Source organism: Seonamhaeicola sp. ML3, from assembly GCF_023273855.1.
GTDB lineage: Bacteria > Bacteroidota > Bacteroidia > Flavobacteriales > Flavobacteriaceae > Seonamhaeicola.
Map to the genome: position 1 here is coordinate 1,222,367 of NZ_CP096884.1, position 25,947 is coordinate 1,248,313.

Genomic DNA, 25,947 nt, shown 5'->3' on the forward strand with positions numbered 1-25,947 from the left:
ACTTTAAATACTCTAGGCACTTATAACTTTAGGCACTCTTGTTATGAAAATAGGTTTCAACAGATACCTCTGCAAACTGACGGAACATTTCCATCACGCCACAGTATTTTTCCACCGAAAGATCAACAGCTCGTTGCAGTTTCTTTTCGTTTAGATTATCTCCATAGAAATGAAAAGCCATAGTGACCTTATCGTAGAATTTAGGATGTTCTTCGGTTAAATTAGCATCAATTTTTATGCTAAAATCGGCAACATCCAATTTCATCTTTTTAATTAATCCGGCAACATCGATACCAGAACACCCAGCTAAACCTGAAAGCATTAACGCTTTGGGCCTGTAGCCTTCTCCTTTACCTCCGTTTTCTTCTCCGGCATCAATAAATAAATTATGTCCAGAAGGATTTGTACTCTCAAATCGTATATCACCCAACCATTTTGTAGAAACCTTTACCCCCATATTTTTTATTTTTTTTGTTTCTTTAAGTTGTCAAAAATACCACATAAATTTAAAACATGCCTTTAGTTACTCCTTTATCTTCAGACCACGACTTAGAAACCAAAGCATTAGCAGAATTCTTTAATGAAACCTTGGGGTTTTGCCCCAATTCTGTGCTCACTATGCAACGCAGACCTGCCATTAGCAAAGCTTTTATTAACTTAAATAAAGCCGTAATGGCCAACGAAGGCCGAGTGACCTCAGCGCTAAAACGTATGATTGCCTGGGTAAGCAGTAATGCAACAGGCTGTAGATATTGCCAAGCGCATGCCATAAGGGCTGCCGAACGTTACGGTGCAGAACAAGAACAACTTGACAATATTTGGGAATACAGAACACATCCGGCTTTTAGTGAAGCCGAACGAGCTGCTTTAGATTTTAGTTTAGCCGCCTCGCAGATTCCGAATGCCGTTGATGATAACATAAAAAAACGTCTCTACGAGCATTGGGACGAAGGCGAAATAGTAGAAATGCTAGGAGTTATTTCTTTGTTTGGCTACTTAAACCGTTGGAACGACTCCATGGGAACCAGTATTGAAAATGGCGCTGTAGAAAGTGGTGAGCAATACTTAGGAAAACATGGTTGGAATAAAGGAAAGCACCTATAATTTTAATGAAAACTAAAACCAATGATAAAAACTTTTAAATCCTTAGGCAAACTATTTGTTTTGAGTTGTATTCTATGCTTCTCAAGCTGCAAAAACACTAATGAAAATAAAGACATGAGCTTTACCTTAAAGGGAAGAAACTCATATTTTGTAGATAGCCATAATGGCATTTCTGTTTACAGGGATAACGATACCCGCAAACCCCTAAATGGATACTATGTTATAGCAAATGAATCTACAAAGTGGGAGGAATTCGACGTAGACAATGGTGTTCTTAATGGGGATTACATCATCTACCATAATAATGGTAATAAATTTTCTGAAGCCAAATATGTTAAAGGGAAATTACATGTTGAAGAAAAAACGTATTCTTTAACGGGAGCTTTATCTAAAGTTAGTAATTACAGTCATGGTGTGCTTTATGGGAGACCATAAGTTATTACGATAATGGAAATATTCAATCTAAATCTAAAATAGAAGATGAAAAAACCATAGAATCTGTTTCATTTGATTTGATAGGAAACATCCAATCGCAAATGTTTATCAAGGATGGAAGAACTATTACCCAAACCATAAGGGGAGGTAAAGTGCTTATGGAACAAATATCCTCTAACTACGATAGTTTTGAAGCTATGAAATTATACAATGAGGATGGCTCGTTAAAAGTCTACCCAAGAATGATTGAAGACGAGGAAGATGGTAGCTATTTGATTGAGCTCGATGAAAATGAAAACGAAATAAAGCGAATAGATGTTAAAGCAAACCCTCAGGAAGCCATGAAATATTTTCAATACCTTCAAGCATTTCAGTAAAAAAAGACACCACAGCATCTTAAGACCTCTCCAGAAATGGGGAGGTTTTTTTATTTCACACTACTATTTTATCACTTTACTAACTAAAAACACAATTTCCCTCATTGGTCATTTTATGTTTAGCTATAGTACCATAAGTTTGAATGTATTAAAACCAGCATTATGAAACTTCAACTAACCAAAACCTTCTGTAATCTTTTTTTCATATGCTTTGTTTCTATTGTATGCGCTCAAGAAGGTGTTGTTTCGGGAGTGTTAACAGGTAATGACGGCGTACCAATTCCGGGAGTAAGTATTTTGGTAAAAGGAACTACACATGGTGTAACCTCTAATTTTGATGGCGAATACAAAATAACATGTAAAATTGGAGATATTCTAGTCTTTTCATTTATAGGTATGCTTCCAAAAGAGGTAGAAGTTACCTCTAATATGTTTGGAGAGTCTTCAACCACCATAGTAACGAAACAAAAACCCGTTGAGCAGATAAAAAATGACGCTTTCCAAAAGGCGGTTTCGCAATTTAAAAAAGCATCGGTTATGTTCCCTAGCTTAGAGCATACCTCGAGAACTTATAACAAAACAGGCTATTTTCAATATAACCGTATTAAGGATATTGAAATCGAAGACGACCAAGTAAAACTCACCTATTTTAAACCTAATTTTTATTTCGAAGTTAGATACAATACCATAAAAGGTATTCAATATGTAAAAAATAGCAACCTGCCCCAAACTCAAAACATCTTTAGTCAAGGCCTTTTCCAAAATGGTGAGCTTCGTTTTAGCGGACCCGAAACTAATAATATATTTTCCTATGGTCCTAGATTAAATACATTGGAATTCGATGGTTCTAATTACGCTTACGATATAAACGGAAGACTTGTACCAATCAATAATGGCAACGGCACCCCCGCAAGTACTTATGATAATTCTATTTTCGAGCCAAGTATAAAATCTGTTGACAATGTCTCCTTTAATGTATCTTCGGATTATTCCCTTTTCGGATTTGAATTTACTTCCAAAAACCAAAAAGACCTCTATAACAGAGAGACTAATAAAACAAACAACTTATTAATACAATTTAAAAATTACATCAGGCGTCAAAAAAAATTAGCTTGGGATGCATTTGTTAAATACGATACCCAGACCAATAATCAACCTAATATTAACGGGTTTCAAAACAACCTACTGCTTAATAGTTTGGCAACCCCTGTTAGTTTTGACAATAAACAGGGCATCACATTACCAGATAATTCGCAAAGAAGTTTTGGTAGTAATACATTCAATAATCCCGAATGGTTATTAAACTTTAACCAAAACGCAGAAAAAAACACCCTCTATATTGCCAGCTTAAAAAATGAATTAAAGATTAATGACGACCTCTCTGTAAATACTAAAATTAATTACAGTGATAACACCAACGAACAACGTTTTGGACTCTTTAAAAATACTGTAGGGTTTGAAAACGGTTACTCGAGCAATAGAACTGTAGATAGAAAAAATATAAACACAGCACTTCATTTAAAATATAACACACACTTTTACAACGCAACACTTAAAGCCTCTAGTGAAGCCGATTTTCTATACGAAGACCTTAATTATAGCTTATCACAGGGCATAGGCTTCAGTGATTTTAATTTAATAAATCCTAATGATTTCACACAAAAACAAAGATCGCTTCATAGGGGCATACTGCGTCTTTCACAAAAGGTAGCTTATGTTCACGACCATACTTTATTTCTTACGCTTAGTAACAACTCTTATTTCTCTTCCATTCAAAATAACAAAGGGTTTTTACCAACCGTTCAATTCAAAGTAGATTTAGATAACCTGTTAGAAATGTATACGTTTCACCCGCTATCGCTCTCTGCTAGCTACTCATCAGATGTTAATGATGCTGCACTTCTTTATGGAAACCAAAGCCACAATAGCCTTTTAATTCGCCCCGAAGAAAGCCAAAGCTACTTGGCTATTAATGATTTATTCATAGATGAATCTTTAAGGCTAGAAGAAAAAAAGAGTTATGATTTTAATTTGAAAGTAGGTTTCGATAACTTCAACTTGAGACTAACGCATTTTATTTCTGAAACCAAGAATGCTGTATTTCCTGTGCTGGAAAACAATCAGTTTCAATTACAAAATATTGCACATTCAAAAAATAAAGGTTTTGAAATAGCGTTTGATGGTTTTATTAGGTTTTCTTACGAAGCTAACTATAGTCCCAGCTTAACCTTTTCAACTTATAGACCTGAAATCACTGCCTTAACAAACAATGCTTCTCGAGTACCTGTTGCGGGATTTTCATCGGTATCTAAGAATTTAATCGTGGGCGCTCCAGCTGGTGTCATTGTAGGATCTGCCTACGCCAGAGACATCAACAACAATATTATAATAGACGATAACGGGTTTCCATTGGTTGATAACATTCCCAGGATTATTGGCAACCCAATCCCAAAGTTTAATCTAGGGTTTAGCAATCATTTGGAATGGAAACAGTTCACTCTAGATTTTGTTTTAGATTTCCAAAAAGGCGGAGATATATGGAATGGGACTCAAAATGTATTGAATTATTTAGGAACCTCACAACAATCGGCAAAGGAAAGAGACATTAATAACTTTGTTTTTAACGGAGTTACGACCCAAGGCAACGTTAACACAACTCCTGTAGATTTTTATAATCCAGACAATAATATTACCGAAAACAGGTTTGTTCGCTACGGATTTGAAGGTGTAGCCGAAGATGCCATCGAGGATGGTAGCTATTTAAACCTTAAAACTATAGATTTAACTTTTTCTGCAGTAAAGCGTAAAAAGAAGTCATTTTTTAGAACATTCGATATAGGCATTTACGCAAACAACCTAATCACATGGACCAAATTTAGAGGTGTAACGCCTTATAATTCGTTATTTAATTACAGTGCTTCCCAAGGTTTAAATTTCTTCAATACACCTTTAACCAGCGAAGTTGGCCTAAAAATGAACCTAAAAATTTAAAGCAATGACGTTTTCTAAACTTCCTAAAATATATACACTTCTCCTTTTAGTCTGTGCTTTGGTATCGTTCAGCACATTCAAAACTGATGTAGCATCCGTGGAAAAAATCTACACTCAAACCGATAGACCTTTTTATTTCCCTGGAGAAACCATTTGGTTTAAATCTTACATAACAGATACAGACCATAGTATCTCTACATTAAGCGATATTATGAATGCCGAATTAATTTCACCAAAGGGCGTCATTTTAAGAAAAATAAGACTATATGTTGAAAACGGTTATGCTTACGGCGATTTTGACATTCAAAACAACTGGGTTGGCGGGATTTATACCTTAAAAATGTATACCAATTGGATGCGCAATTACGGGGAAGCCTCATTTTTTTCGAAAAAAATAACGGTTCAAAAAATAGTAAAGCCCAATGTGCTTCTAAAGCTAAAATTTGAAAAAGAAGGCTATGGTAAGGGCAGCACCGTTATAGCTAATTTCGAAGCCAAAGATTTAAAAAACCAGCCTCTTAAGAATAAAACCTTAACATTTGAAGTTGCTGTAAAAGGTAAAAACATCATATCTGAAACCATTGTTACGAATACACTCGGCAAAGCTTTTCCAAAATTTATATTGCCCAAAGATTTAGAAACCTCTGATGTTACCTTAAACGTTTTGGTACCCCACAAAGGCACTACCGAATCGATTTCGAGAGCAGTACCTGTAGTATTAGATCATATAGACTTACAATTCTTCCCAGAAAGTGGAAAAATCATTGCAGGAACCGAAAACAAAATCGCTTTTAAAGCCTTAAACGAATTTGGTAAACCAGTTGATATTTCCGGAGATATTTATGATAACAACGACAATGTAGTTAGTCCTTTTAAAAGTTTTCATGATGGGATGGGTGCTTTTGATTTAAACGTAAATTCCAATGCTTCCTATTACGCCAAAATCACTTCACCTTTTAAATCGGAAAAAAACATTGAACTTCCAAAAGTCTATAGTAATGGCACACGCTTTTCGGTAAAAGTCGATAGTCTCAATACGGTAATACAACTATTCTCAACCGAAAAGGAACAACTCTTTTTAGAAATACGCAATGCTTCTAAAACCTTGTTAAAAAAGCCGATTTCAAATAATAAAATGTTCATTTTAAATACAAAGGACTATCCCATCGGCATTTCTAAATTCACCATTTTAAATGCTAAAAACAATATCCTTGCTGAACGATTAGTCTTTTTAAACCCACACAAAAAACTAAATATAGATATCACTTTAAATAAAGAAATCTATAACACCCGAGAAAAAGTAAAAGCAACCATAACCACTACCGATTTCAACAATAATCCCATACCATCGAACCTTTCATTAAGTATCGCAGACAACAAATTGCTAACGGTTGCCGATGACAAACAAGACCATATTTTATCTGGTTTATTACTATCCTCTGAACTTAAAGGTAAAATTCACAAGCCAGCATTCTATTTCAACCCTAAAGAAGCAAAATCTTTTCGAGCCTTAGACTATATTATGTTAACCCACGGATGGCGTGATTACATAAATACTTCAGAACTCACTTATGAAAATGCAGAGTATAAACCTGAGCAAAACGATATGCATTATGGAACCGTAGTCACCAAAAAGGGGAAACCTGTTGAAGCTACCCTTCTGCTATTTGACAATAAAGGCAATAAGGTATTAGTCTTTAAGACCAATAAAAATGGTGAATTCCATTTTAAATCTAAACAGAATACTACATCTACGTTACTGGCTTATACCGATGACGGACAAAAACTAGAAATTAAAAAAGGGTATATTAAATATAGACCGAAGCCTAATACTCTAGAAAGTGAAAACACCCCTTTTAAAGAAAATCCTCGTTTAATTAATAAAACACCACAACAAAAACCCATAAAAAAGAAGGTTAATGCCAATGTTGCTCTAGATGATGATACAGATGCTTTAGACGAAGTTGTGGTTGTTGGCTATGGCACTTCAAATAAAGCCAGCGTAGTTGGTGCAATAAGCTATATTAAGACCAAAGATATCCTTTCTTCCCAAAACGATATTGCACAAGTTTTACAAGGACAAGTGCCAGGAGTTACCGTAACACAAAACTCGACGGTTCCAGGAAGTGCATCAAATATTAGAATACGTGGAAACGCCACCATCTCCGGAAATAGTACACCGCTATATGTGGTAGATGGTGTACCGCAAGAGGAAATAAATATCTCTAACATTCATCCTTCTCAAATACGTAATATTACGGTGTTAAAAGACGCTTCGGCTACCGCCGTTTATGGTTGTAGAGGTGCTAACGGTGTAATTGTTATTACAACTACAGCTGATGGAGGACTAAGTAATTGGGGCAAAAAAAAGCTAAAAAAAGCGAACTTCAACAATTATGCTATTGCGAATTACTATACTTATGGACCTAGAAATACCAACTACAAAAGGTCGTTTTACATGCCACAATATGAAAGTAACGTTTTACCCGAAGAACGTACCGACTTTAGACAAACCATATATTGGAATCCCATAATTGAAACTGACGAGAAAGGAAAAGCAGAATTCGAATTTTATAACTCCGATGCCATAACCTCGTTTAAGATTACTGCCGAAGGCATTGGTTACAATGGTCTTATTGGAAGAAAAGAAAAAACTTTTGCTACCAACAAAACACTAAATGTAGATTTTAAAACCCCTAACTATATGGTATTAAATGATACCGTAGTGCTTCCCGTTTCAATTACAAACGAATCTAAAAAGGAGGTGACCTCTGTTATAAATTTAAAACTCCCCAAAGAACTAAAACTTGCGGCATCTTACAATTCAGAATTTACGATTGGGCCCGACAGTACCATAACAAAACATATTCGGGTAATACCAATAGAAAAAACCAAAGACGCTAGTATTCAAATAGAATTTGTTACTCAAGAAAATGTAGATATCATTAAACGAAAAACAACTGTTTTAAGCCCTTATTTTCCAACGGAAGTTTCAGCATCTGGATATAATTCGGCATCATATACATTCAACATCAACCACCTAGTAAAAAACAGTTTAAAAGCAGAATTTAATATATACACCAATGCCATTGCCAGCGCTATGGATGGTGTTGAAGAAACCATGCGTAGACCTTATGGTTGTTTTGAACAAACATCGTCTGCGACTTACCCAAACATCATGATTCTTAAATACCTAAAAGCCTCTGGAAAGAGTAACAAAAAAATAGAGCGAAAGGCATTAAGGTATATTAAAGATGGTTACCAAAAACTTATAAGTTTTGAAACCAAAGAAGGCGGATTTGAATGGTTTGGTAGAACACCTCCCCATGAAACTTTAACAGCATTTGGTATACTGGAATTTACCGAAATGCAGGATGTGTTTGATGGGGTAGACCAAAAAATGATTGATCGCACCGTAAAGTGGTTACTTAGACAAAAAGATGGTAACGGCGGATTTAACAAAAGTAAAAAAGGGTACGATACCTTTGCCAGTTCTCCAATTGATGTTGCCAACGCTTACATTGTTTATGCGCTAAGCGAAGCTCAAGTTAAGGCCGACATTAGTTTAGAATACAACACAGCTTATAAAGATGCCTTAGAAAGCAAGGACACCTATAAAATGGCACTTTTGGCATTAGCTAGTTTTAACCTAAACAAACCAGAAAAAGCCAAAATTATAATCTCCAAAATAGTCGAGAATATTAAAGCATTCGATTATGTAGAACTTCCTGTTAAAAACACCATTACACGTTCTTGGGGAAGCTCTAAAAACATTGAAACTGTCGCTTTTTCAATGCTTGCCCTTATGAAAGACAACCAAAATAAAAAGCATGATGAACTTATCGCTTTGGGTATTCAACATATGGTAGGTAATCGCAAATACGGCAGATTTGGCTCAACGCAATCAACCGCTATGGCTTTAAAAGCCTTGATTGAATACACCAAAATGCAAAATAAGAAACTCGTAAATGAAAACGATGCTTTAGAATTGACCATTAATGGAACCATTATAAGAGAAAAACTACACTTAGATGAGGATGGCAAAATAACCATACCCAATCTTAATCAATATATTAAAGAAGGTACACACACTTTAAAAGTGAACTTTACAAATCCCGAAATAACCTTTCCTTACGAGCTAAAGGTAAGCTACGATAGTTACTTACCAGACTCTGCTAACCAATGCCCTGTAGATTTAGAAACAACCATTCTTGATACTAATTATAACGTTGGCGATAATGTGAGCATGACCATAAATGTAACAAACAAAAAAGATGAAAATTTGGGTATGGTCACCGCCATTGTTGGAGTGCCTTCAGGAACCACCCCTCAACCTTGGCAATTAAAAGAGATTTTAGAACAAAACAAGGCTGCCTTTTATGAGATTTATGGCAACTATCTCGTGTTTTATTGGCGTGCATTTAGTGCCAATGAAACCAAAACTATACGATTAGACCTTAAAGCAGATATAGCCGGGTATTACACAGCGCCAGCAAGCTCGGCTTATTTATATTACGGTGATGAATTTAAAACTTGGGTTAAAGGAAATACCCTAAAAATTGGGGATTAAAGTTTTGCCCCAAACCTGGTTGTTTTTTGCAGAAAGCCTCTCCAGAAATGGGGAGGTTTTACTAGTACTTTAATATTTCAATGTACTTGGTCTCCATGGAATTTAAACACTTTACTTTAAATCTAATATGATTGGAAATATTATATGTGTCTTCTAAAATCAAATTTTCAAAAGACAAGAGTAAAGACTCTTTTTTCCTTAAATCAAAAATATGGATGTCCGAAGTTCCATAATCAAAGGCATAACTGTAAACAAAATCATCATTTATAAAATAGGGCTTTCCAGGAGTACTAATACTTTTATTTGTTTCTGTATCTATTATTATAACCTGGCCACCTTCATACAAGTCTACTTTTACAAAAATGTACTTATTATATTTTCCTTTGAAAGTATATTTTGAATACGCTTTGGAATCAACAATGTTATTTTTGATCTTAATATTTCCTCCTTGATATGATTCTAAATTATATCCATTATCAACTTTTTTAAAAATATTTGGATATTTCTTTATTAAAAAATCTTCTATTGAATCACTGTTCGAAAAAAATGTAAACTCCTGAATATTTTTTTTCTTACGAGAATTATACTCTACTTCGGAAATCTCTCTTGCATAAAATTCTAGAGATGAACTTGTCCTAACCCTAGGCAACAAATCACATAAAACCTCTTGTTTTTTTGAATCAATATTTGTTTTAGACTTTTCATCTACTTGAGCTTTGCATAAGTAGCTAGCCAACATGGCAAGAAATAGTATTTTATTCATTTTACATTAAATTTAGGGCTCTCCTCCGCAACTCCGGCAACACCTCAACCTCAAACCAAGGGTTTTTAGTGAGCCAAAATCGATTTCTTGGCGAAGGATGTGGTAATGGTAAATACTTTGGTAAGTATTCATTATAATTTCTAACCGTTTCGGTTAGGGTTTTCTTAGCCTCTTTTCCCAAATAATACTTCTGGGCATACATACCAACAAGAATCACTAACTCCACATTTATTAATTCATCAAATAATGGTTTATGCCATTGTGGAGCGCATTCTGGTCTAGGCGGCAAATCACCTGTTTTTCCTTTTCCGGGATAACAAAACCCCATGGGGATGATGGCGAATTTGGTTGCATCATAAAAATCTTCATCAGAAACGTCTAACCACTTTCTTAACTGTTTGCCACTGGCATCGTCCCAAGGCACCCCGGAAGCATGAACTTTAGTTCCCGGCGCTTGTCCGATAATAACAATTCTAGAATCTGGATGCGCCGATACCACAGGTCTTGGCCCCAGTGGTAAATGGTCTTTGCAAATGCTGCATTGTTTTATGTCTTGGAGGAGTTGATGCATCGTTTTGTTCTGTCATTGTGAGGAGCGCAGCGACGTAACAATCTCTTAATTTATACACAAACCAAAAAAGTTGGTAAATTCATCCAACAGATTCTTACGCTCGTACCTCGCTCAGAATGACACAGATTACTTTTTCTTTAAAGGCTCGGTTTCAAAAGACAAACCTTCAAATCCTGTTTTCATAAAATTCCTGATGTTTTGATGGCCTTCACCATTAGGGTCTTTTAAAACATCATCAAAATAGAATTGACCAAAACAAGCCAAAGTTTCTTCTTGTGTAAGAGCTTCAGCTTTTGCAAAAGCAAATAATTTGCAGGAACCAGAGTTTTGACCCTCGGCATTTTCTAAACTACCATTTTTAAATGCAGTAGGAGTGAAATTATAATTCGACTCTATAGCTTCCATAGTTTCTGAAAATTCTATTCCTGTTGGATTTGCTTTGAGTTTATTTTTAAATTCTTGTATGTTCATTTTATGTTTTTAGATGCTTCACTTTATTTTTTTCCACTAACTACAATAACAATCTCTCCTTTAGGCGGTTTCTTTGTGTAATGCTCTAACACTTCTTTAGCCGTTCCTCGAACCGTTTCTTCGTATAATTTGGTGAGCTCTCGTGATACTGATAGTAGTCTATCCTCGCCAAAATATTCGCAGAAATGCCCTAGGGTCTTTACCAATTTATGCGGACTCTCATAAAAAATCATGGTTCGGGTTTCTTCAGCCAGCAGTAAAAGTCGGGTTTGTCTGCCTTTCTTAACAGGTAAAAAGCCTTCGAATACAAACTTGTCATTAGGCAGACCAGAGTTTACCAATGCCGGTACAAAAGCCGTGGCTCCAGGTAAACACTCAACAGCAATATCGTTTTCAATACAAGCTCTAGACAGTAAAAATCCTGGGTCTGAAATCGCAGGCGTTCCCGCATCGCTCACCAGAGCAATTGTTATTCCAGATTTTAACTTTTGCACAACGCTATCAACCATTTTATGCTCATTATGCATGTGGTGCGATTGCATAGGTGTCGCAATTTCAAAATGCTTAAGAAGTTTACCCGAAGTACGTGTGTCTTCAGCAAGGATTAAGTCTGCTTTTTTTAAAACTTCAACGGCTCTAAAAGTGATGTCTTTTAAATTGCCAATAGGAGTTGGGACTATGTAGAGTTTACTCATGTAATTTTAGTCAGGATAAGATATTTTGCTCACAGTTAGATTCCCGCATTCGGGAAAATGACAGTTTTAGAAGGAATCTCGAGAAGTACGTTTTCAATTAAACTTGGCTTCAATAATTTCTAAAAAGCGTTCTTCAAACTCCTCTTTACCAACCCAATCTTGATAGTCTGGTTTAACTATTCCGCTTATAAAGCGTTTCGCATCATCTAGAGATGCCGAGGTGTTTATTTGAGAAATAACACGGTCGTAATCCTCTGGCTTACCATCAAATAAGTGTTTTATGAAAGCCAACTTATCATTAAGGCCAATATTTAGTCCACCACTTTTTAGTTTTTCGTTTAAGGATTTTTTTTCCGACTGCCCATTCGCTTTAGACACAGGTTCAAAAACGGGCATTTCTTTAAAATCAGCAGTAAGTTCGTCTAAATCTTGCTTTTTAGAAATGCGTTCTGGTATCGCTTCTTCGAATACAGCATCTACCTGCTGTGCTTCATGAGGCATTTGAGCCACCATATCTTTTATGGTTTCCATAAGCGGTTCGGAGATGGCCTCTTCTTCAGAATCATCTAAGTTTATATAGATTTTGTCTTCAACCTCAATATTATCGCTCACTTTATTATTGAAAGCCGTATCTAACATATCAAAAAATGAAGAATCACTACCAATTGTTGGAATGGCATCTTCAAAATTCTCATGAGCAAATTTTAATACCGATAGTTTTTCATAGAGCAAGGTAACCTCGGCATGCATTTTTACAACATCTTCTTTACCCTTAAGTTTTAATATTCTATGGGCAATGCTAATTAACTCAGACTCCAACTTCTTCTTCATCCGTTCAAAATTTTAAAATATAATCTAATTAAGGCTTTTGATTTTTAATAAATTTACGCCACCTTTATACAAACGAAAAAAAGCTTGTATTAGTGCTAAAATTACGAAATGTTTCTCGAAAATACTGTAAATCATAAAGAACAATTTGGTTGGATTGAAGTTATTTGCGGATCGATGTTTTCGGGCAAAACCGAAGAATTGATTCGCCGATTAAAGCGTGCCCAAATTGCTAGGCAGAAAGTTGAGATTTTTAAACCTGCTATAGATGTACGCTATAACGAGGACATGGTCGTTTCGCACGATGAGAATCAAATTCGTTCTACACCAGTTCCGGCTGCTGCTAATATTCCCATTTTAGCAGATAATTGCGATGTTGTTGGTATTGATGAAGCCCAATTTTTTGATGATGAAATTGTTCGGGTTTGTAACGATTTAGCCAACAAAGGGATTCGTGTTATCGTTGCTGGTTTGGATATGGATTTTAAAGGCAATCCGTTCGGACCTATGCCCAATCTTATGGCCACCGCCGAATATGTAACCAAGGTGCATGCGGTTTGTACACGAACGGGGAATTTAGCCCAATACAGTTATAGGAAGGCCAAGAATGATAATTTAGTTATGCTAGGAGAGGTTGATGAGTATGAGCCGTTAAGCAGAGCAGCATTTTATAAAGCTATGACGCGAGATAAGGTAAGAAAAATGAAAGTGAACGACCCTGAAGAAGTGACCGCTAAACCTAAAGATAAAGATGCCTAAAGCGCAAGAAACTGTATTAGAAATTGATTTAAAAGCACTTAAGCAGAATTTTGAGCATTTAAAATCAAAACTCAACAAGTCTACCAAGTTTTTAGCGGTTGTAAAAGCCTTTGGGTATGGCAGCGATGCTGTAGAAATAGCCAATTATCTTCAAAAATTAGGAGCAGATTACTTTGCTGTGGCTTATGCCAACGAGGGTGTGGAATTACGTAAAGCGGGTATAACAAGCCCTATTTTAGTGCTGCATCCTATTCCTGCAAACTTCAAGACAATTATTGAATACTGTTTAGAACCCAACCTATACAATGCCAAAGTTTTAAAAGAGTTTATAGCATCTGCAACCCAAGAAAAACTTAATGATTATCCTGTTCATATAAAATTCAATACAGGTTTAAATCGCTTGGGTTTTGGAGAAAATGACTTAAATTTTATTGTTTCAGAATTAAAGCAAACCAATGCCATAACTGTAACGTCTTTATTTTCTCATCTGGCTGCCAGTGAAGATTTAAACGAAAAGGAATTTACCAAAAATCAAATTGAATCTTTTAAAGCCATTGCCAAAACGTTTATTAATGCTCTGGGTTATAAGCCCATGCTTCATATATGCAATACCTCGGGAATTTTAAATTATCCCGAAGCTCATTTCGATATGGTGAGAAGCGGTATTGGTATGTATGGCTTTGGAAACTCCGACAAAGAGAATAAACATTTAGTACCCATTGCTTCATTAAAAACCATCATTTCGCAAATTCATACCATTGAAAAAGGGGAATCTGTAGGGTATAATAGAGCGTTTGTTAGTGATGGCAGCTATAAAACCGCAACTTTACCTATTGGGCATGCCGATGGTATTGGACGGCAATACGGCAATGGAAAGGGATTTGTAATTATAAATGAAACTCGTGCGCCAATTATGGGCAATGTCTGTATGGATATGATTATGGTGAACATTACCAATATTGATTGCAAAGAGGGCGACGAGGTTATCATCTTCAATTCTGGCCTAACTGCAGAGCATTTAGCGCAATCTGCCAATACTATTTCTTACGAGCTCATTACTGGAATATCACAACGCGTTAAACGTATCTTTTTACAATAGTAGCTTAACAAATGTGACTTTTTATTATTTTAGTGTCTCACTAACTATAAAATTACAATTATGTTAAAAGAGTTTAAAGAATTTGCAATGAAGGGCAACCTTGTAGACATTGCAGTAGGTTTTGTTATGGGTGCTGCTTTTAAGCAAGTGGTAACCTCATTTACCGGAGGTATTGTATCTCCATTAATTGGATTGATTTTCAATGCAGATTTCAAAGCATTAAAATACAAACTCAAAGATGGTACAGTGAACGACGCAGGTGAAACCGTAGGAGAAGTTTTCTTAGAGTATGGAACATTTTTAACTCATGTTATCGATTTTATCATTGTGGCTTTTGTTATGTTCCTAATGGTGAAAGGCATCAATAAAATGAAGAAGAAAGAAGAGCCGGCTCCAGAACCAGCTCCTGCAGGACCAACTCAAGAAGAATTGCTTTCTGAGATTAGAGATTTATTGAAAAAATAACTAAATGTTAAATAAATAACAACCTGTTATTTGTTGTTAAAAAGACCTTGTTTTAGAAAATTCAAGGTCTTTTTTTTAGTTTAAAACAACAATTAATACTTAGTTTTGCCCCATAATTTTTAAAACATAAAGAAATGAAAGTAGCTGTAGTTGGAGCCACTGGAATGGTAGGCGAAGTTATGCTAAAAGTTCTTGCAGAACGCAATTTTCCAATAACTGAATTAATCCCGGTAGCCTCAGAGCGGTCGGTTGGTAAAACATTAACCTATAAGGGGAATGATTATACCGTTGTTGGTTTAGAAACAGCTGTTTCAATGAAACCAGATATCGCTTTATTCTCTGCAGGTGGAGGCACGTCTTTAGAATGGGCTCCTAAATTCGCAGAGGCAGGTACAACTGTAGTCGATAACTCTTCGGCATGGAGAATGGACCCAACAAAAAAATTGGTAGTTCCAGAAATCAACGCCAATGTTTTAACAAAAGAAGATAAAATTATTGCTAACCCTAACTGCTCAACTATTCAGTTGGTAATGGCTTTAAATCCGCTTCATAAAAAATACAACATGAAACGTGTGGTGGTTTCTACATACCAATCTGTTTCAGGAACTGGTGTTAAAGCTGTACAACAATTAGAAAACGAAATTGCTGGTATAGATGGCGAAATGGCATATCCTTACCCCATTGGTAGAAATGCATTACCGCATTGTGATGTGTTTTTAGAAAATGGGTACACCAAAGAAGAAATGAAACTAGCTAGGGAGCCTCAAAAGATTATGGACGACAAAACATTTTCTGTTTCGGCAACTGCAGTTAGAATCCCTACTGCAGGTGGACATTCTGAGTCTGTAAATGTTGAGTTTGAAAATGATTTTGATTTAGCTGAAGTGCGTCAATTATTAAGCGAAACACCTGGTATAGTAGTTCAAGACGATTTAGAAAACAACTCATACCCAATGCCTATTTACGCGCACGATAAAGACGAGGTTTTTGTTGGACGTATAAGAAGAGATGAAACACAACCAAACACGTTGAACATGTGGATTGTTGCCGATAACCTTCGTAAAGGTGCTGCGACCAACACCATTCAAATTGCAGAGTATTTAGTTGAAAATAATTTAGTCTAAATTACTTTTCTATAAAAGATTGTTAAAGGCCTCTGTTAACTGCAGGGGCCTTTTTATTTTTGACAAAAAAGCAATAGCGATTGGTCTTTTTGTCTTTGGGAGTTTGATAAGTTGTCAACCACTCCAAACAAAACAAAAAAATATTACCGTGAATTATCCAAAAACCAAAACTGTAGATATCGTAGACACCTATTTTGGTGTCGAAGTAAAAGACCCCTATCGTTGGCTAGAAGACGATATGAGCGAAGAAACCGCCAACTGGGTTAAGTCTCAAAACCAAGCTACTTTTGGATATTTAGACAATATTCCCTTTAGGGAGGCATTTAAAGAGCGTCTTTCTTCATTGTGGAATTATGAAAAAGTTGGTGCGCCCTTTAAAGAAGGGAAACACACCTATTACTTTAAAAACAACGGACTTCAAAATCAATATATACTTTATAGAAAAAATGAAGATGGTGAAGATGAGGTCTTCCTTGACCCAAACGCGTTTTCTGAAGACGGTACTGTTTCTTTAGGTCAAATTAGTTTTTCAAAAGATGGCAGTATTCTAGCTTACTCCATTTCTGAAGGCGGAAGTGATTGGCGAAAAATTATTGTCATGGACGTCGAAACTAAAGCAATATTAGAAGACAGCATATTAGATGTGAAATTCAGTGGCATATCATGGTTCAAAAGCGAAGGTTTCTATTATTCTAGTTATGACAAACCCGAAGGAAGTGAGCTATCTGCTAAAACAGACCAACATAAATTATATTATCATAAATTGGGTACATCACAAAAAGATGATACCGTGATTTTTGGGGCAACACAGGCTCAAAAACACCGTTACGTTAGAGGATCTGTAACCGAAGATAATTCTTATTTATTGATAGATGCTAGTATATCTACCTCTGGAAACAAACTGTTTTTAAAAGACTTAAGCAAACCTGACAGCGAGCTCATAACCATTTTAAATGATGAAAAAAGCGACACTTATATTATTGACAATGATAACAATACACTATTTTTAGTAACCAACCTAGATGCACCGAATAAACGTATTGTAAAGACCGATATCGAAAATCCCACACCAGAAAATTGGGTAGATGTAATTCCAGAAACCGAACACGTTTTATTGCCTTCAACCTCTGGAAAATATTTTATAGCAGAATATATGGTTGATGCTATTTCTAAGGTTATACAATATGACTATAATGGAAAATTAATAAGAGAGATTACACTCCCCGGTATTGGAAATGCAAGTGGTTTTGGAAGCAAAAAAGAGGAAACTATTGACTATTTCAACTTTACCAATTATTATACCTCATCTAGTACCTATACGTTTAACTTAGAAACCGGAGAGACAAAATTATATAGAAAATCTGCCATAGCATTTAATAGCGATGACTACGAAAGCCGTCAAGTGTTTTACACATCAAAAGATGGAACTAAAGTGCCTATGATAATTACCCACAAAAAGGGCCTTGAATTAAATGGTAAAAACCCCACTATGCTTTATGGTTATGGGGGATTCAACATTAGTTTAAATCCTTCGTTTAACATTGGGATGGCTGTTTGGATGGAGCAGGGTGGCATTTATGCGGTTCCAAATATTCGTGGCGGTGGAGAATACGGTAAAAAATGGCACAATGCAGGTACTAAAACCCAAAAACAAAATGTGTTTGATGACTTTATTGCTGCAGCCGAATATCTCATTGAAAATAACTATACTTCCCCTCAATATCTTGCACTTAGAGGAGGTTCAAATGGTGGTTTATTAGTTGGTGCTGTTATGACCCAAAGACCAGATTTAGCAAAGGTCGCTTTACCCGCCGTTGGAGTTCTGGATATGTTAAGGTATCACACCTTTACTGCTGGCGCAGGATGGGCGTACGATTACGGAACTGCCGAAGACAGCAAAGCTATGTTCGAATATCTAAAAGGGTATTCCCCGTTACACAATATAAACCAAGGTGTTGAATACCCTGCAACTTTGATAACCACAGGTGACCATGACGACCGTGTTGTGCCAGCTCATAGTTTTAAATTTGCTGCCGAGTTGCAAAGTAAACAGACTGGCAATAACCCCGCTCTTATAAGAATTGAAACCGATGCCGGTCACGGTGCGGGAACTCCTGTTAGTAAAATCATTGAACAGTACGCCGATATTTTCAGTTTTACTTTATATAATATGGGCTATAAGGTGTTGCCATATAAAACCAAGGAAAAAATTAAAGGATAAGAACTCAAGTGTTTTCAATTTAAAGACCTTACCTAAATAGAACCAAGACTTGTCATTCTGAGAACCTGAAACGAGTTCAGGTTGACAAAAATTCCACTTTTTAGCCATCGCCATTTTTTGTGTTATTTTTACAACTTTAAAAAAAGATGCTGGAAGTAAAAAACATATCATTCAGTTATTTAGAAGAGCCTACTTTAAAGAACATATCTTTTAAGGTAAAGAGCGGAGAACACTTGGCGGTTATTGGTGAAAGTGGTTCAGGAAAAAGTACACTTTTGAAGCTCCTCTATGGGGAATATGATTTAACTGAAGGTTCTATCTATTGGAACGAAAATCAAATTTTAGGCCCAGCTTACAACCTGGTTATCGGCTACGATTTCATGAAATATGTGGCTCAAGAATTCGACTTAATGCCCTTTACAACCGTTGCCGAAAACATTGGGGAATTCCTATCTAACTTCTATCCGGAGGAAAAACAGCAACGTATAAGCGAATTGTTAGAAGTAGTTGAGTTGGCACCTTTGGCAAATACAAAAGTTAAATTGTTGAGTGGTGGACAAAAACAACGTGTTGCCCTAGCCAGAGCTCTTGCCAAGCAACCCGAAATTATTTTATTAGATGAACCCTTTAGCCATATCGATAATTTTAAAAAGCAGTCTTTACGCAGAAAACTTTTTAATTTTCTAAAAGAGAAAAACATTACTTGTGTGGTGGCTACGCACGATAAAAATGATGTTATTTCTTATGCCGATAATATAATTGTTTTGGATAACAACAAAATCATTGACAATGGTACTCCAAATTACCTTTTTAACAATCCTAAAACACCGTTGATTGCCTCATTCTTTGGAGAATTTAATGTTATAGAACCCCACGGAATAGTTTATGCACACCAAATTAAAGTTGTTGAGAAATCGGCTTTAAAAGCTATAGTAAAACAATTTTATTACAACGGAACTTACTATTTAATTGAAGCCGATTTGGGTGGGGAAATTATATTATTTCAACACCAAGATTTGATTGATAAACACAAAGAAATACATCTAGAAATTCAAAAATAGTTAGAAAATTTCCTCTATTGTAAATTCTTGATTTCTGAAACTAATTTTATCTCCTGTTACTTTACCTAATAACAATTGCCCAATGGGTGTACTCGCTGAAATGGCATAAAACACATCATTGCCTACCTTTAATTCTCCAGCACTAATACTTACAAAATAATTTAAATGGGATGTGTAAATCACGCTTCCTAAACTAATAACTTCAGATCTTTTTACTACATCTATTTTAGAAAGAATTTCTTTGGTCTTTAAGACTTCTGCCAATTGGTTTCCTGCTTTTTCACGTTCCAGTTGCAGCATCGCTCTTCCGGTTTCGTGCTTATCTCCTGCGGTACTTTTTGTTTCAGTAGTAAGTGATTCTTGGATTTCGGCAATGGTTTTTTCAATAGCCAGAAGTCTGGTTCCTAAAAATGCTTCACATTTATTAAAAAGGGACGCTTTAATATCCATAAAACTAAAATAATTCTTTTATATAAGCACACTAAAAACAGATCATAAAAAAACTCCGAAATAAATTTCGGAGTTTCTATCTTTAGTCTTGAGCTATCTGCCTTATTTTAAAGTCTTCCATGAATTTAGTGGTATAGTTCCCCGCTAAATAATCTGGATGTTCCATAAGTTGTCTGTGGAAAGGAATGGTTGTTTTAATCCCTTCTATAACAAACTCGTCTAAGGCACGCTTCATTTTGTTTATAGCTTCTTCTCTAGTCTGTGCCGTTGTAATTAATTTGGCAATCATAGAGTCGTAATTTGGTGGAATGGAATACCCCGCATATACATGAGTATCTAATCTAACACCGTGTCCTCCTGGAGCATGTAAAACAGTTATTTTACCTGGTGAAGGCCTAAAGTCGTTATACGGGTCTTCAGCATTAATTCTACATTCTATAGAGTGTAATTTTGGTTCATAATGCTTACCAGAAATTGGCACACCAGCGGCAACTAATATTTGTTCACGAATTAAATCGAAATCAATCACCTGTTCTGTAATTGGGTGCTCTACCTGTATACGTGTATTCATTTCCATGAAGTAGAAATTCCTATGCTTGTCTACCAAGAATTCTACCGTTCCTGCACCTTCATATTTAATATATTCTGCGGCACGCACAGCAGCTAACCCCATTTTTTCACGAAGTTCATCAGTCATAAATGGAGAAGGCACTTCTTCTGTTAACTTTTGATGACGACGCTGAACCGAACAATCTCTTTCCGATAAGTGACAGGCCTTACCTGTCGAATCTCCAACAACTTGAATTTCGATATGCCTTGGTTCTTCAATAAGTTTTTCCATGTACATATCGTCGTTACCAAAGGCCGCTTTACTTTCTTGTCTGGCAGAGTCCCAAGCATCTTTCAAATCTTCTTTTTTGAAAACACCGCGCATACCTTTTCCTCCACCACCGGCAGACGCTTTTAGCATCACGGGATAGCCTACTTCCTCGGCTAGTTTTTCACATTCTTCATAAGATTCTATAATGCCTTCACTTCCTGGAACACATGGCACACCCGCAGCTTTCATGGTCGCTTTGGCATTGGCCTTGTCTCCCATTTTATCAATCATTTCGGCCGAAGCCCCAATGAATTTTATACCATGTTCAGTACAAATTTTTGAAAACTTAGCATTCTCTGAAAGGAACCCATATCCTGGGTGTATGGCATCGGCATTGGTAATTTCTGCCGCAGCGATGATATTCGACATTTTTAAATAAGACTCGCTACTGGGAGCTGGCCCTATACAAACAGCTTCGTCGGCAAACTTAACATGTAAGCTTTCCTCATCGGCTTTAGAGTAAACCGCAACTGTTTTAATGCCCATTTCTTTACAGGTTCTAATAACACGAAGTGCTATTTCACCTCTATTGGCTACTAATATTTTTTTAAACATAAATCTTCAAATTTTCAAAATTCAAAAAACAAATTCCAAAATTATTTGGAGCTTGGAATTTGAAAATTGGGATTTTACATTAAGATGGGTCTACTAAAAATAAAGGCTGATCGAACTCTACAGGAGAAGAATCATCAACTAAAATCTTTACTACTTTTCCAGAAACTTCAGATTCTATTTCGTTGAATAGTTTCATAGCTTCGATAATACAAAGCACATCACCTTCTGCAATAGTTTGTCCTACCTCTACAAATAAAGGTTTGTCTGGTGATGGTTTTCTGTAGAATGTACCAATAATAGGCGATTTGATTGTAATATATTTAGAATCATCGTTAGCTGGAGTCTCTGCAGCAGGTACGGCAGGTGCAGCAGGAGCAGCTGCTTCAACTACTGGAGCAGGAACAGCAACTGGTTGAGCTATCTGAGGCGCAGGAACTTGTTGTACGATGGTTGTTTCGGTATCTGATCCTGTTTTAATGGTGATTTTTACATCATCCATCTCCAATTTAACCTCGCTTGCGCCAGACTTGGCGACAAACCTGATTAAGTTTTGAATCTCTTTAATATCCATAGTTTTACTAATTAGTTAATGGTTAGTTATCTGAATTATAAGCCCATTTTAAATAAATGGCTCCCCAATTAAATCCGCCACCAAAAGCAGCGAATATTATATTATCACCCTTTTTAAGTTGTGATTCGTAGTCGTATATTAATAACGGTAAGGTTGCAGAAGTCGTATTGCCATACTTTTGAATGTTCATCATCACCTTTTCAGATTCCAATCCCATTCTGTCTGCAGTGGCATCAATAATACGTTTATTGGCTTGATGTGCTGCTAACCAAGCAACATCGTCTTTGGTTAAATTATTCTTTTCCATGACCTTGGTAGTGGCGTCGGCCATATTAAATACGGCATTTTTAAACACTGTTCTACCTTCTTGAAAAGCAAAATGACCCCCTGCGTCTATCGCCTCATGTGTGACTGGGTGAGACGATCCACCATAAGTAGCTTGCAAAAATTCCCTTCCTGTACCATCACTTCTTAAGTATTCGTCTTGTAAGCCTAAGCCATCATTGTTTGGCTCGAACAAAACAGCTCCGGCCCCATCTCCAAATATGATACAGGTTGCTCTATCTTTATAATTTATTAAAGACGACATTTTATCGGCTCCAATTAAAAGGACTTTTTTGTATCTACCCGATTCGATAAACCCTGAAGCAACTGACATGCCATAGAGAAAACTAGAACAAGCAGCATCCATATCGAATGAGAAAGCATTGGTAGCTCCGATTTCAGATGCTGTAAAAGCAGCAGTAGATGCCGCTTTCATATCTGGTGTAGCTGTGGCTACAATAACCAAATCGATTTCTTTAGGATTAAGTCCTGTTTTATTTAATAAATCTTGGGCAGCCTTTATGGCCAAATAGGAAGTTCCTTTACCTTCTTCCTTAAGAATTCTTCTTTCTTTAATTCCTGTTCGGGTTGTAATCCATTCATCGTTTGTATCAACCATAGTCTCAAGTATTTGATTGGTTAATACATACTCTGGAACATACGCACCTACAGCCGTAATTGCCGCTGAAATTTTACTCATAAACAGATAGTTAAATTGACTGAAAATTCATTAAAATTTAACAAAAACACGCAAAATAGGGTGAAAACTACTAAATTTTAATGGAAAAACACACAATTTGTTTGTTTTTGTCTTTAGAAAAGGTGTGTCATAAAAAAAACGCTCACAAGTGAGCGTTTTGTTCTATGCGCGCATAAAAATTATGCTACGTTTTCTTCTTCAGAATTATCTACTAATACCTGACCTCTGTAATATAATTTTCCTTCATGCCAGTGAGCTCTGTGATATAAGTGAGCTTCTCCTGTTGTTGGGCAAGTAGCAATCTGTGGCACAGATGCTTTGTAATGAGTTCTTCTCTTATCTCTTCTCGTTTTAGAGATTTTTCTCTTAGGATGTGCCATTTTCTATATTATTTATTATCCGTTAGTAATTTCTTTAATGTATTCCACCGAGGATCAATATCCTCTTCTTTCTTGTCTTTATTTTCTTTGAACTTTGGGCTTAATTCTTCTAATTTTTCTAGTATTTCAGAATTTAAGGTGCCGTCTTCAATGCCAGGGTGTACTCTTTTAATTGGTACTGCCAATACAATTAACTCGTATATATATTGCTGAACATTGATTTCATAAGTACCATGCGGTACTATTAAAATATCTTCATATTCGTCATTGTATTCATCTCCAAACTTAACCACTAAATCAAACTCATTTTCAATAGTTTGGTTATATGGTTCATTGGTTAAATCGCAATTAATATTTACGATTCCAGATGCCTTAAAATGTAACTCCAATAATGTTGATTTTTTTTCTAACTGAATATCAACATCAACTTTTACATCGTTAAACTCTTCATACTCAAAAAAATCAAAGAACGCTTGCTCAATACTATGCTCAAAATGATGCTTCCCTATTTTTAATCCCACAAACTGGATTATAAACTCTTTCAATGCCTTCATTATCACATCTATTTTGAGCCTGCAAATATATGAATTTTTATATTACGCAACATTACTTATAAACATTTTTTTGTTTATATCTATTTACGCATCTTTTTTAACGGATTTGCCGTAAGTTGCTCATAATCAATTCTATTTTTATAAATCTGAATAGCCGCATATACTGCCTCCTTGAAAGACCCTGAATCTGCAGTTCCTTTTCCTGCAATTTCAAAGGCAGTTCCATGATCAGGAGACGTTCTAATTTTATCTAAACCAGCAGTATAATTTACCCCTTGGCCAAATGAAAGCGTTTTAAAAGGAATTAAACCTTGATCATGGTATGTAGCCACTATAGCATCGAAATTCTTGTAATTGCTGGAACCAAAAAAGCTATCGGCCGCATATGGTCCAAACACCAACTTACCGTCTTCCTTAATTTTTTTAAGTGTGGGACGCAAAATGTCGTCGTCTTCTCTTCCAATAACACCGTTATCTCCAGTATGCGGATTAATGCCCAAAACAGCTATTTTAGGTTTATTTATCCTAAAATCTTTTTTGAGTGAATTATGAATAGTATTAATCTTTTTTACAATGAGTTCCTCCGAAATATGAGTGACAACGTCTTTTACAGGCACATGATCGGTTAATAACCCCACCCTTAAATCGCCAGTAACCATAAACATGAGGCTTTCGCCTTTAAGTTCTTGTGCTAAATAATCGGTATGACCAGGAAATTTAAACGCATCTGACTGAATGTTATATTTGTTTATTGGTGCTGTGACCAATACATGAATTTCATCACGCTTTAAAGCCTCAACAGCGGCTTTCAAAGACTTAATGGCGTAACTACCAATCTTAATATCTTCCTTACCAAATTCTATCTTAACCGGTTCATTCCAACAATTTAGCACATTTACTTTTCCTTGTGCTAATTGATTCATACCATTAATATTGTGAAAATTTATACCCGATTTAAAATGGCCTTTATAAAAATTCATGGATTTTGCCGAGGCAAATATTACAGGAGTACAAAAGTCTAAAACCCTACTATCTTCAAAGGTTTTTAAGATAATTTCTCCTCCAATTCCATTTAAATCGCCTATGGATATTCCAACTATTATATTTTCTGCTTTCTTCATTAAATATGACTACTTTTGTCAATAGTTTTAATCCTGCAAATTTAACCAAATAAACAGATAATACTATGTTTACCGGAATTATTGAGGATATGGGTGTTATATCGAATTTAAGAGAGGAAAACACCAATCTTCACATAACAGTTAAAAGCAACATTACCTCAGAATTGAAAATAGACCAGAGTGTGGCACACAATGGCGTTTGTTTAACTGTAATTGATATAAATAATGACGAATATACCGTTACCGCAATAAAAGAAACTCTTGATAAAACTAATTTAAGCTCCCTTAAACTTAACGATAAAGTAAACCTTGAGCGCGCTATGAAATTGGGTGACCGTTTAGATGGCCATATTGTACAAGGGCATGTCGACCAAACTGGAATCTGCACTCATGTTAAAGCTGAAAACGGTAGTTGGTTTTTTTCTTTTGAATACGATGCGTCGCTGAATAATTTAACTATTGAAAAAGGGTCTATTACAATAAATGGAACGAGTTTAACCGTAGTAAACTCTGGGCACAATACTTTTAGTGTAGCCATCATCCCATATACTTACGAGCACACGAACTTTAACACTTTTAAAGAAGGAACGGTCGTTAATTTAGAATTTGATGTGTTGGGCAAATATGTTGCGAAATTAGCAACTTTAAAAGACGCCTAACTTTTTCTGGAGAGGTTCTTTTTTATCCCGTAAAACAAGGCAACCAGTACACCTAAAAACACACCTCCATCAATAGGAAATCCAGGCGGCGGCGGCGGCGGTGTGCCAGGCGGTGGCGGCGGTGGCGGCCCCAAATCTTGGCTGAGGCATACAAAACTTATTAATACAAATAAGATTGAGGCAAATATTCTTCTATTTTGTATAGTCATTTGTTAACAA

The 25,947-nt window shown here is 35.9% G+C and carries 25 protein-coding genes; 12 read left to right on the top strand and 13 right to left on the bottom strand.

The features are described from left to right. Positions 1-28: 28 nt before the first annotated feature. Complete coding sequence (locus M0214_RS05525; protein ID WP_248724472.1) at positions 29-457, bottom strand: OsmC family protein; 429 nt, start codon at positions 455-457, stop codon at positions 29-31. Between the two features lie 56 nt (positions 458-513). On the opposite strand from M0214_RS05525, the gene M0214_RS05530 reads away from it, so the two are divergent. From M0214_RS05530 to M0214_RS05550, 5 genes are all read left to right on the top strand, one after another. Further along, positions 514-1,104, top strand: coding sequence for a carboxymuconolactone decarboxylase family protein (locus M0214_RS05530; protein ID WP_248724473.1), 591 nt, complete (start codon positions 514-516; stop codon positions 1,102-1,104). 21 nt (positions 1,105-1,125) lie between these two features. After that, a complete protein-coding gene (locus M0214_RS05535) occupies positions 1,126-1,539 on the top strand; it encodes a hypothetical protein (RefSeq protein ID WP_248724474.1) in 414 nt (137 codons plus the stop codon). Between the two features lie 101 nt (positions 1,540-1,640). After that, positions 1,641-1,916 carry a hypothetical protein gene (locus M0214_RS05540; RefSeq protein ID WP_248724475.1) on the top strand — a complete coding sequence of 92 codons (276 nt, stop codon included), beginning with the start codon at positions 1,641-1,643 and terminating at the stop codon, positions 1,914-1,916. 162 nt (positions 1,917-2,078) lie between these two features. After that, positions 2,079-4,907, top strand: a complete 2,829-nt coding sequence (locus tag M0214_RS05545) for a carboxypeptidase-like regulatory domain-containing protein (RefSeq protein WP_248724476.1) — start codon at positions 2,079-2,081, stop codon at positions 4,905-4,907. A 4-nt stretch (positions 4,908-4,911) separates the two neighbouring features. Continuing rightward, the gene (locus tag M0214_RS05550) at positions 4,912-9,477 is read left to right on the top strand and encodes a TonB-dependent receptor plug domain-containing protein (RefSeq protein WP_248724477.1); all 4,566 of its coding nucleotides are present in this window, start codon (positions 4,912-4,914) and stop codon (positions 9,475-9,477) included. Between the two features lie 61 nt (positions 9,478-9,538). Here M0214_RS05550 and M0214_RS05555 read toward each other — a convergent pair whose 3' ends face one another. From M0214_RS05555 to M0214_RS05575, 5 genes are all read right to left on the bottom strand, one after another. After that, complete coding sequence (locus tag M0214_RS05555) at positions 9,539-10,240, bottom strand: hypothetical protein (protein ID WP_248724478.1); 702 nt, start codon at positions 10,238-10,240, stop codon at positions 9,539-9,541. A gap of 1 nt (position 10,241) precedes the next feature. Then, positions 10,242-10,811, bottom strand: coding sequence for a uracil-DNA glycosylase family protein (locus M0214_RS05560; RefSeq protein WP_248724479.1), 570 nt, complete (start codon positions 10,809-10,811; stop codon positions 10,242-10,244). Between the two features lie 126 nt (positions 10,812-10,937). Further along, positions 10,938-11,282 (bottom strand): HopJ type III effector protein, encoded by a 345-nt coding sequence (locus M0214_RS05565; protein ID WP_248724480.1) that lies wholly within the window; start codon positions 11,280-11,282, stop codon positions 10,938-10,940. A gap of 23 nt (positions 11,283-11,305) precedes the next feature. Further along, positions 11,306-11,977, bottom strand: a complete 672-nt coding sequence (gene rsmI / locus M0214_RS05570) for a 16S rRNA (cytidine(1402)-2'-O)-methyltransferase (protein WP_248724481.1) — start codon at positions 11,975-11,977, stop codon at positions 11,306-11,308. A 93-nt stretch (positions 11,978-12,070) separates the two neighbouring features. Then, positions 12,071-12,808, bottom strand: a complete 738-nt coding sequence (locus M0214_RS05575; RefSeq protein ID WP_248724482.1) for a hypothetical protein — start codon at positions 12,806-12,808, stop codon at positions 12,071-12,073. 108 nt (positions 12,809-12,916) lie between these two features. Here M0214_RS05575 and M0214_RS05580 point away from each other — a divergent pair, with 108 nt between their 5' ends. From M0214_RS05580 to M0214_RS05605, 6 genes are all read left to right on the top strand, one after another. Then, positions 12,917-13,564 carry a thymidine kinase gene (locus tag M0214_RS05580; protein WP_248724483.1) on the top strand — a complete coding sequence of 216 codons (648 nt, stop codon included), beginning with the start codon at positions 12,917-12,919 and terminating at the stop codon, positions 13,562-13,564. Continuing rightward, positions 13,557-14,663, top strand: a complete 1,107-nt coding sequence (alr, locus tag M0214_RS05585; RefSeq protein WP_248724484.1) for an alanine racemase — start codon at positions 13,557-13,559, stop codon at positions 14,661-14,663. The genes M0214_RS05580 and alr overlap by 8 nt, the downstream gene beginning before the upstream one ends. Positions 14,664-14,723: 60 nt before the next feature. Beyond that, positions 14,724-15,128: a large-conductance mechanosensitive channel protein MscL gene (gene mscL / locus M0214_RS05590; RefSeq protein ID WP_248724485.1), complete on the top strand. Its 405-nt coding sequence runs from the start codon at positions 14,724-14,726 to the stop codon at positions 15,126-15,128. A gap of 134 nt (positions 15,129-15,262) precedes the next feature. Further along, on the top strand, positions 15,263-16,252 hold the full coding sequence (locus M0214_RS05595; RefSeq protein ID WP_248724486.1) for an aspartate-semialdehyde dehydrogenase: 990 nt from the start codon (positions 15,263-15,265) through the stop codon (positions 16,250-16,252). A gap of 79 nt (positions 16,253-16,331) precedes the next feature. After that, positions 16,332-18,473 carry a prolyl oligopeptidase family protein gene (locus tag M0214_RS05600; protein WP_371873554.1) on the top strand — a complete coding sequence of 714 codons (2,142 nt, stop codon included), beginning with the start codon at positions 16,332-16,334 and terminating at the stop codon, positions 18,471-18,473. Positions 18,474-18,619: 146 nt separating this feature from the next. Further along, entirely contained in the window at positions 18,620-19,534 is a 915-nt protein-coding gene (locus tag M0214_RS05605; protein WP_248724488.1) for an ABC transporter ATP-binding protein, read from the top strand. Here M0214_RS05605 and M0214_RS05610 read toward each other — a convergent pair whose 3' ends face one another. The 7 genes from M0214_RS05610 to pdxA all read right to left on the bottom strand — a co-directional run bounded on the left by M0214_RS05610 (position 19,535) and on the right by pdxA (position 25,069). Next, on the bottom strand, positions 19,535-19,984 hold the full coding sequence (locus M0214_RS05610; RefSeq protein ID WP_248724489.1) for a 3-oxoacyl-ACP synthase: 450 nt from the start codon (positions 19,982-19,984) through the stop codon (positions 19,535-19,537). Positions 19,985-20,066: 82 nt separating this feature from the next. Further along, positions 20,067-21,419 carry an acetyl-CoA carboxylase biotin carboxylase subunit gene (gene accC, locus M0214_RS05615; RefSeq protein WP_248724490.1) on the bottom strand — a complete coding sequence of 451 codons (1,353 nt, stop codon included), beginning with the start codon at positions 21,417-21,419 and terminating at the stop codon, positions 20,067-20,069. Between the two features lie 79 nt (positions 21,420-21,498). Next, positions 21,499-21,990, bottom strand: a complete 492-nt coding sequence (accB, locus tag M0214_RS05620; RefSeq protein ID WP_248724491.1) for an acetyl-CoA carboxylase biotin carboxyl carrier protein — start codon at positions 21,988-21,990, stop codon at positions 21,499-21,501. A 22-nt stretch (positions 21,991-22,012) separates the two neighbouring features. Next, positions 22,013-23,014, bottom strand: coding sequence for a beta-ketoacyl-ACP synthase III (locus tag M0214_RS05625; protein WP_248724492.1), 1,002 nt, complete (start codon positions 23,012-23,014; stop codon positions 22,013-22,015). 179 nt (positions 23,015-23,193) lie between these two features. Then, the gene (gene rpmF, locus M0214_RS05630; protein ID WP_116039612.1) at positions 23,194-23,394 is read right to left on the bottom strand and encodes a 50S ribosomal protein L32; all 201 of its coding nucleotides are present in this window, start codon (positions 23,392-23,394) and stop codon (positions 23,194-23,196) included. A gap of 8 nt (positions 23,395-23,402) precedes the next feature. Then, a complete protein-coding gene (locus M0214_RS05635; protein WP_248724493.1) occupies positions 23,403-23,948 on the bottom strand; it encodes a DUF177 domain-containing protein in 546 nt (181 codons plus the stop codon). 80 nt (positions 23,949-24,028) lie between these two features. Continuing rightward, positions 24,029-25,069, bottom strand: a complete 1,041-nt coding sequence (gene pdxA / locus M0214_RS05640; RefSeq protein WP_248724494.1) for a 4-hydroxythreonine-4-phosphate dehydrogenase PdxA — start codon at positions 25,067-25,069, stop codon at positions 24,029-24,031. 65 nt (positions 25,070-25,134) lie between these two features. Between pdxA and M0214_RS05645 the strand changes: the two genes are divergently transcribed. Beyond that, entirely contained in the window at positions 25,135-25,728 is a 594-nt protein-coding gene (locus tag M0214_RS05645) for a riboflavin synthase (protein ID WP_248724495.1), read from the top strand. The last annotated feature ends 219 nt before the right edge of the window (positions 25,729-25,947 follow it).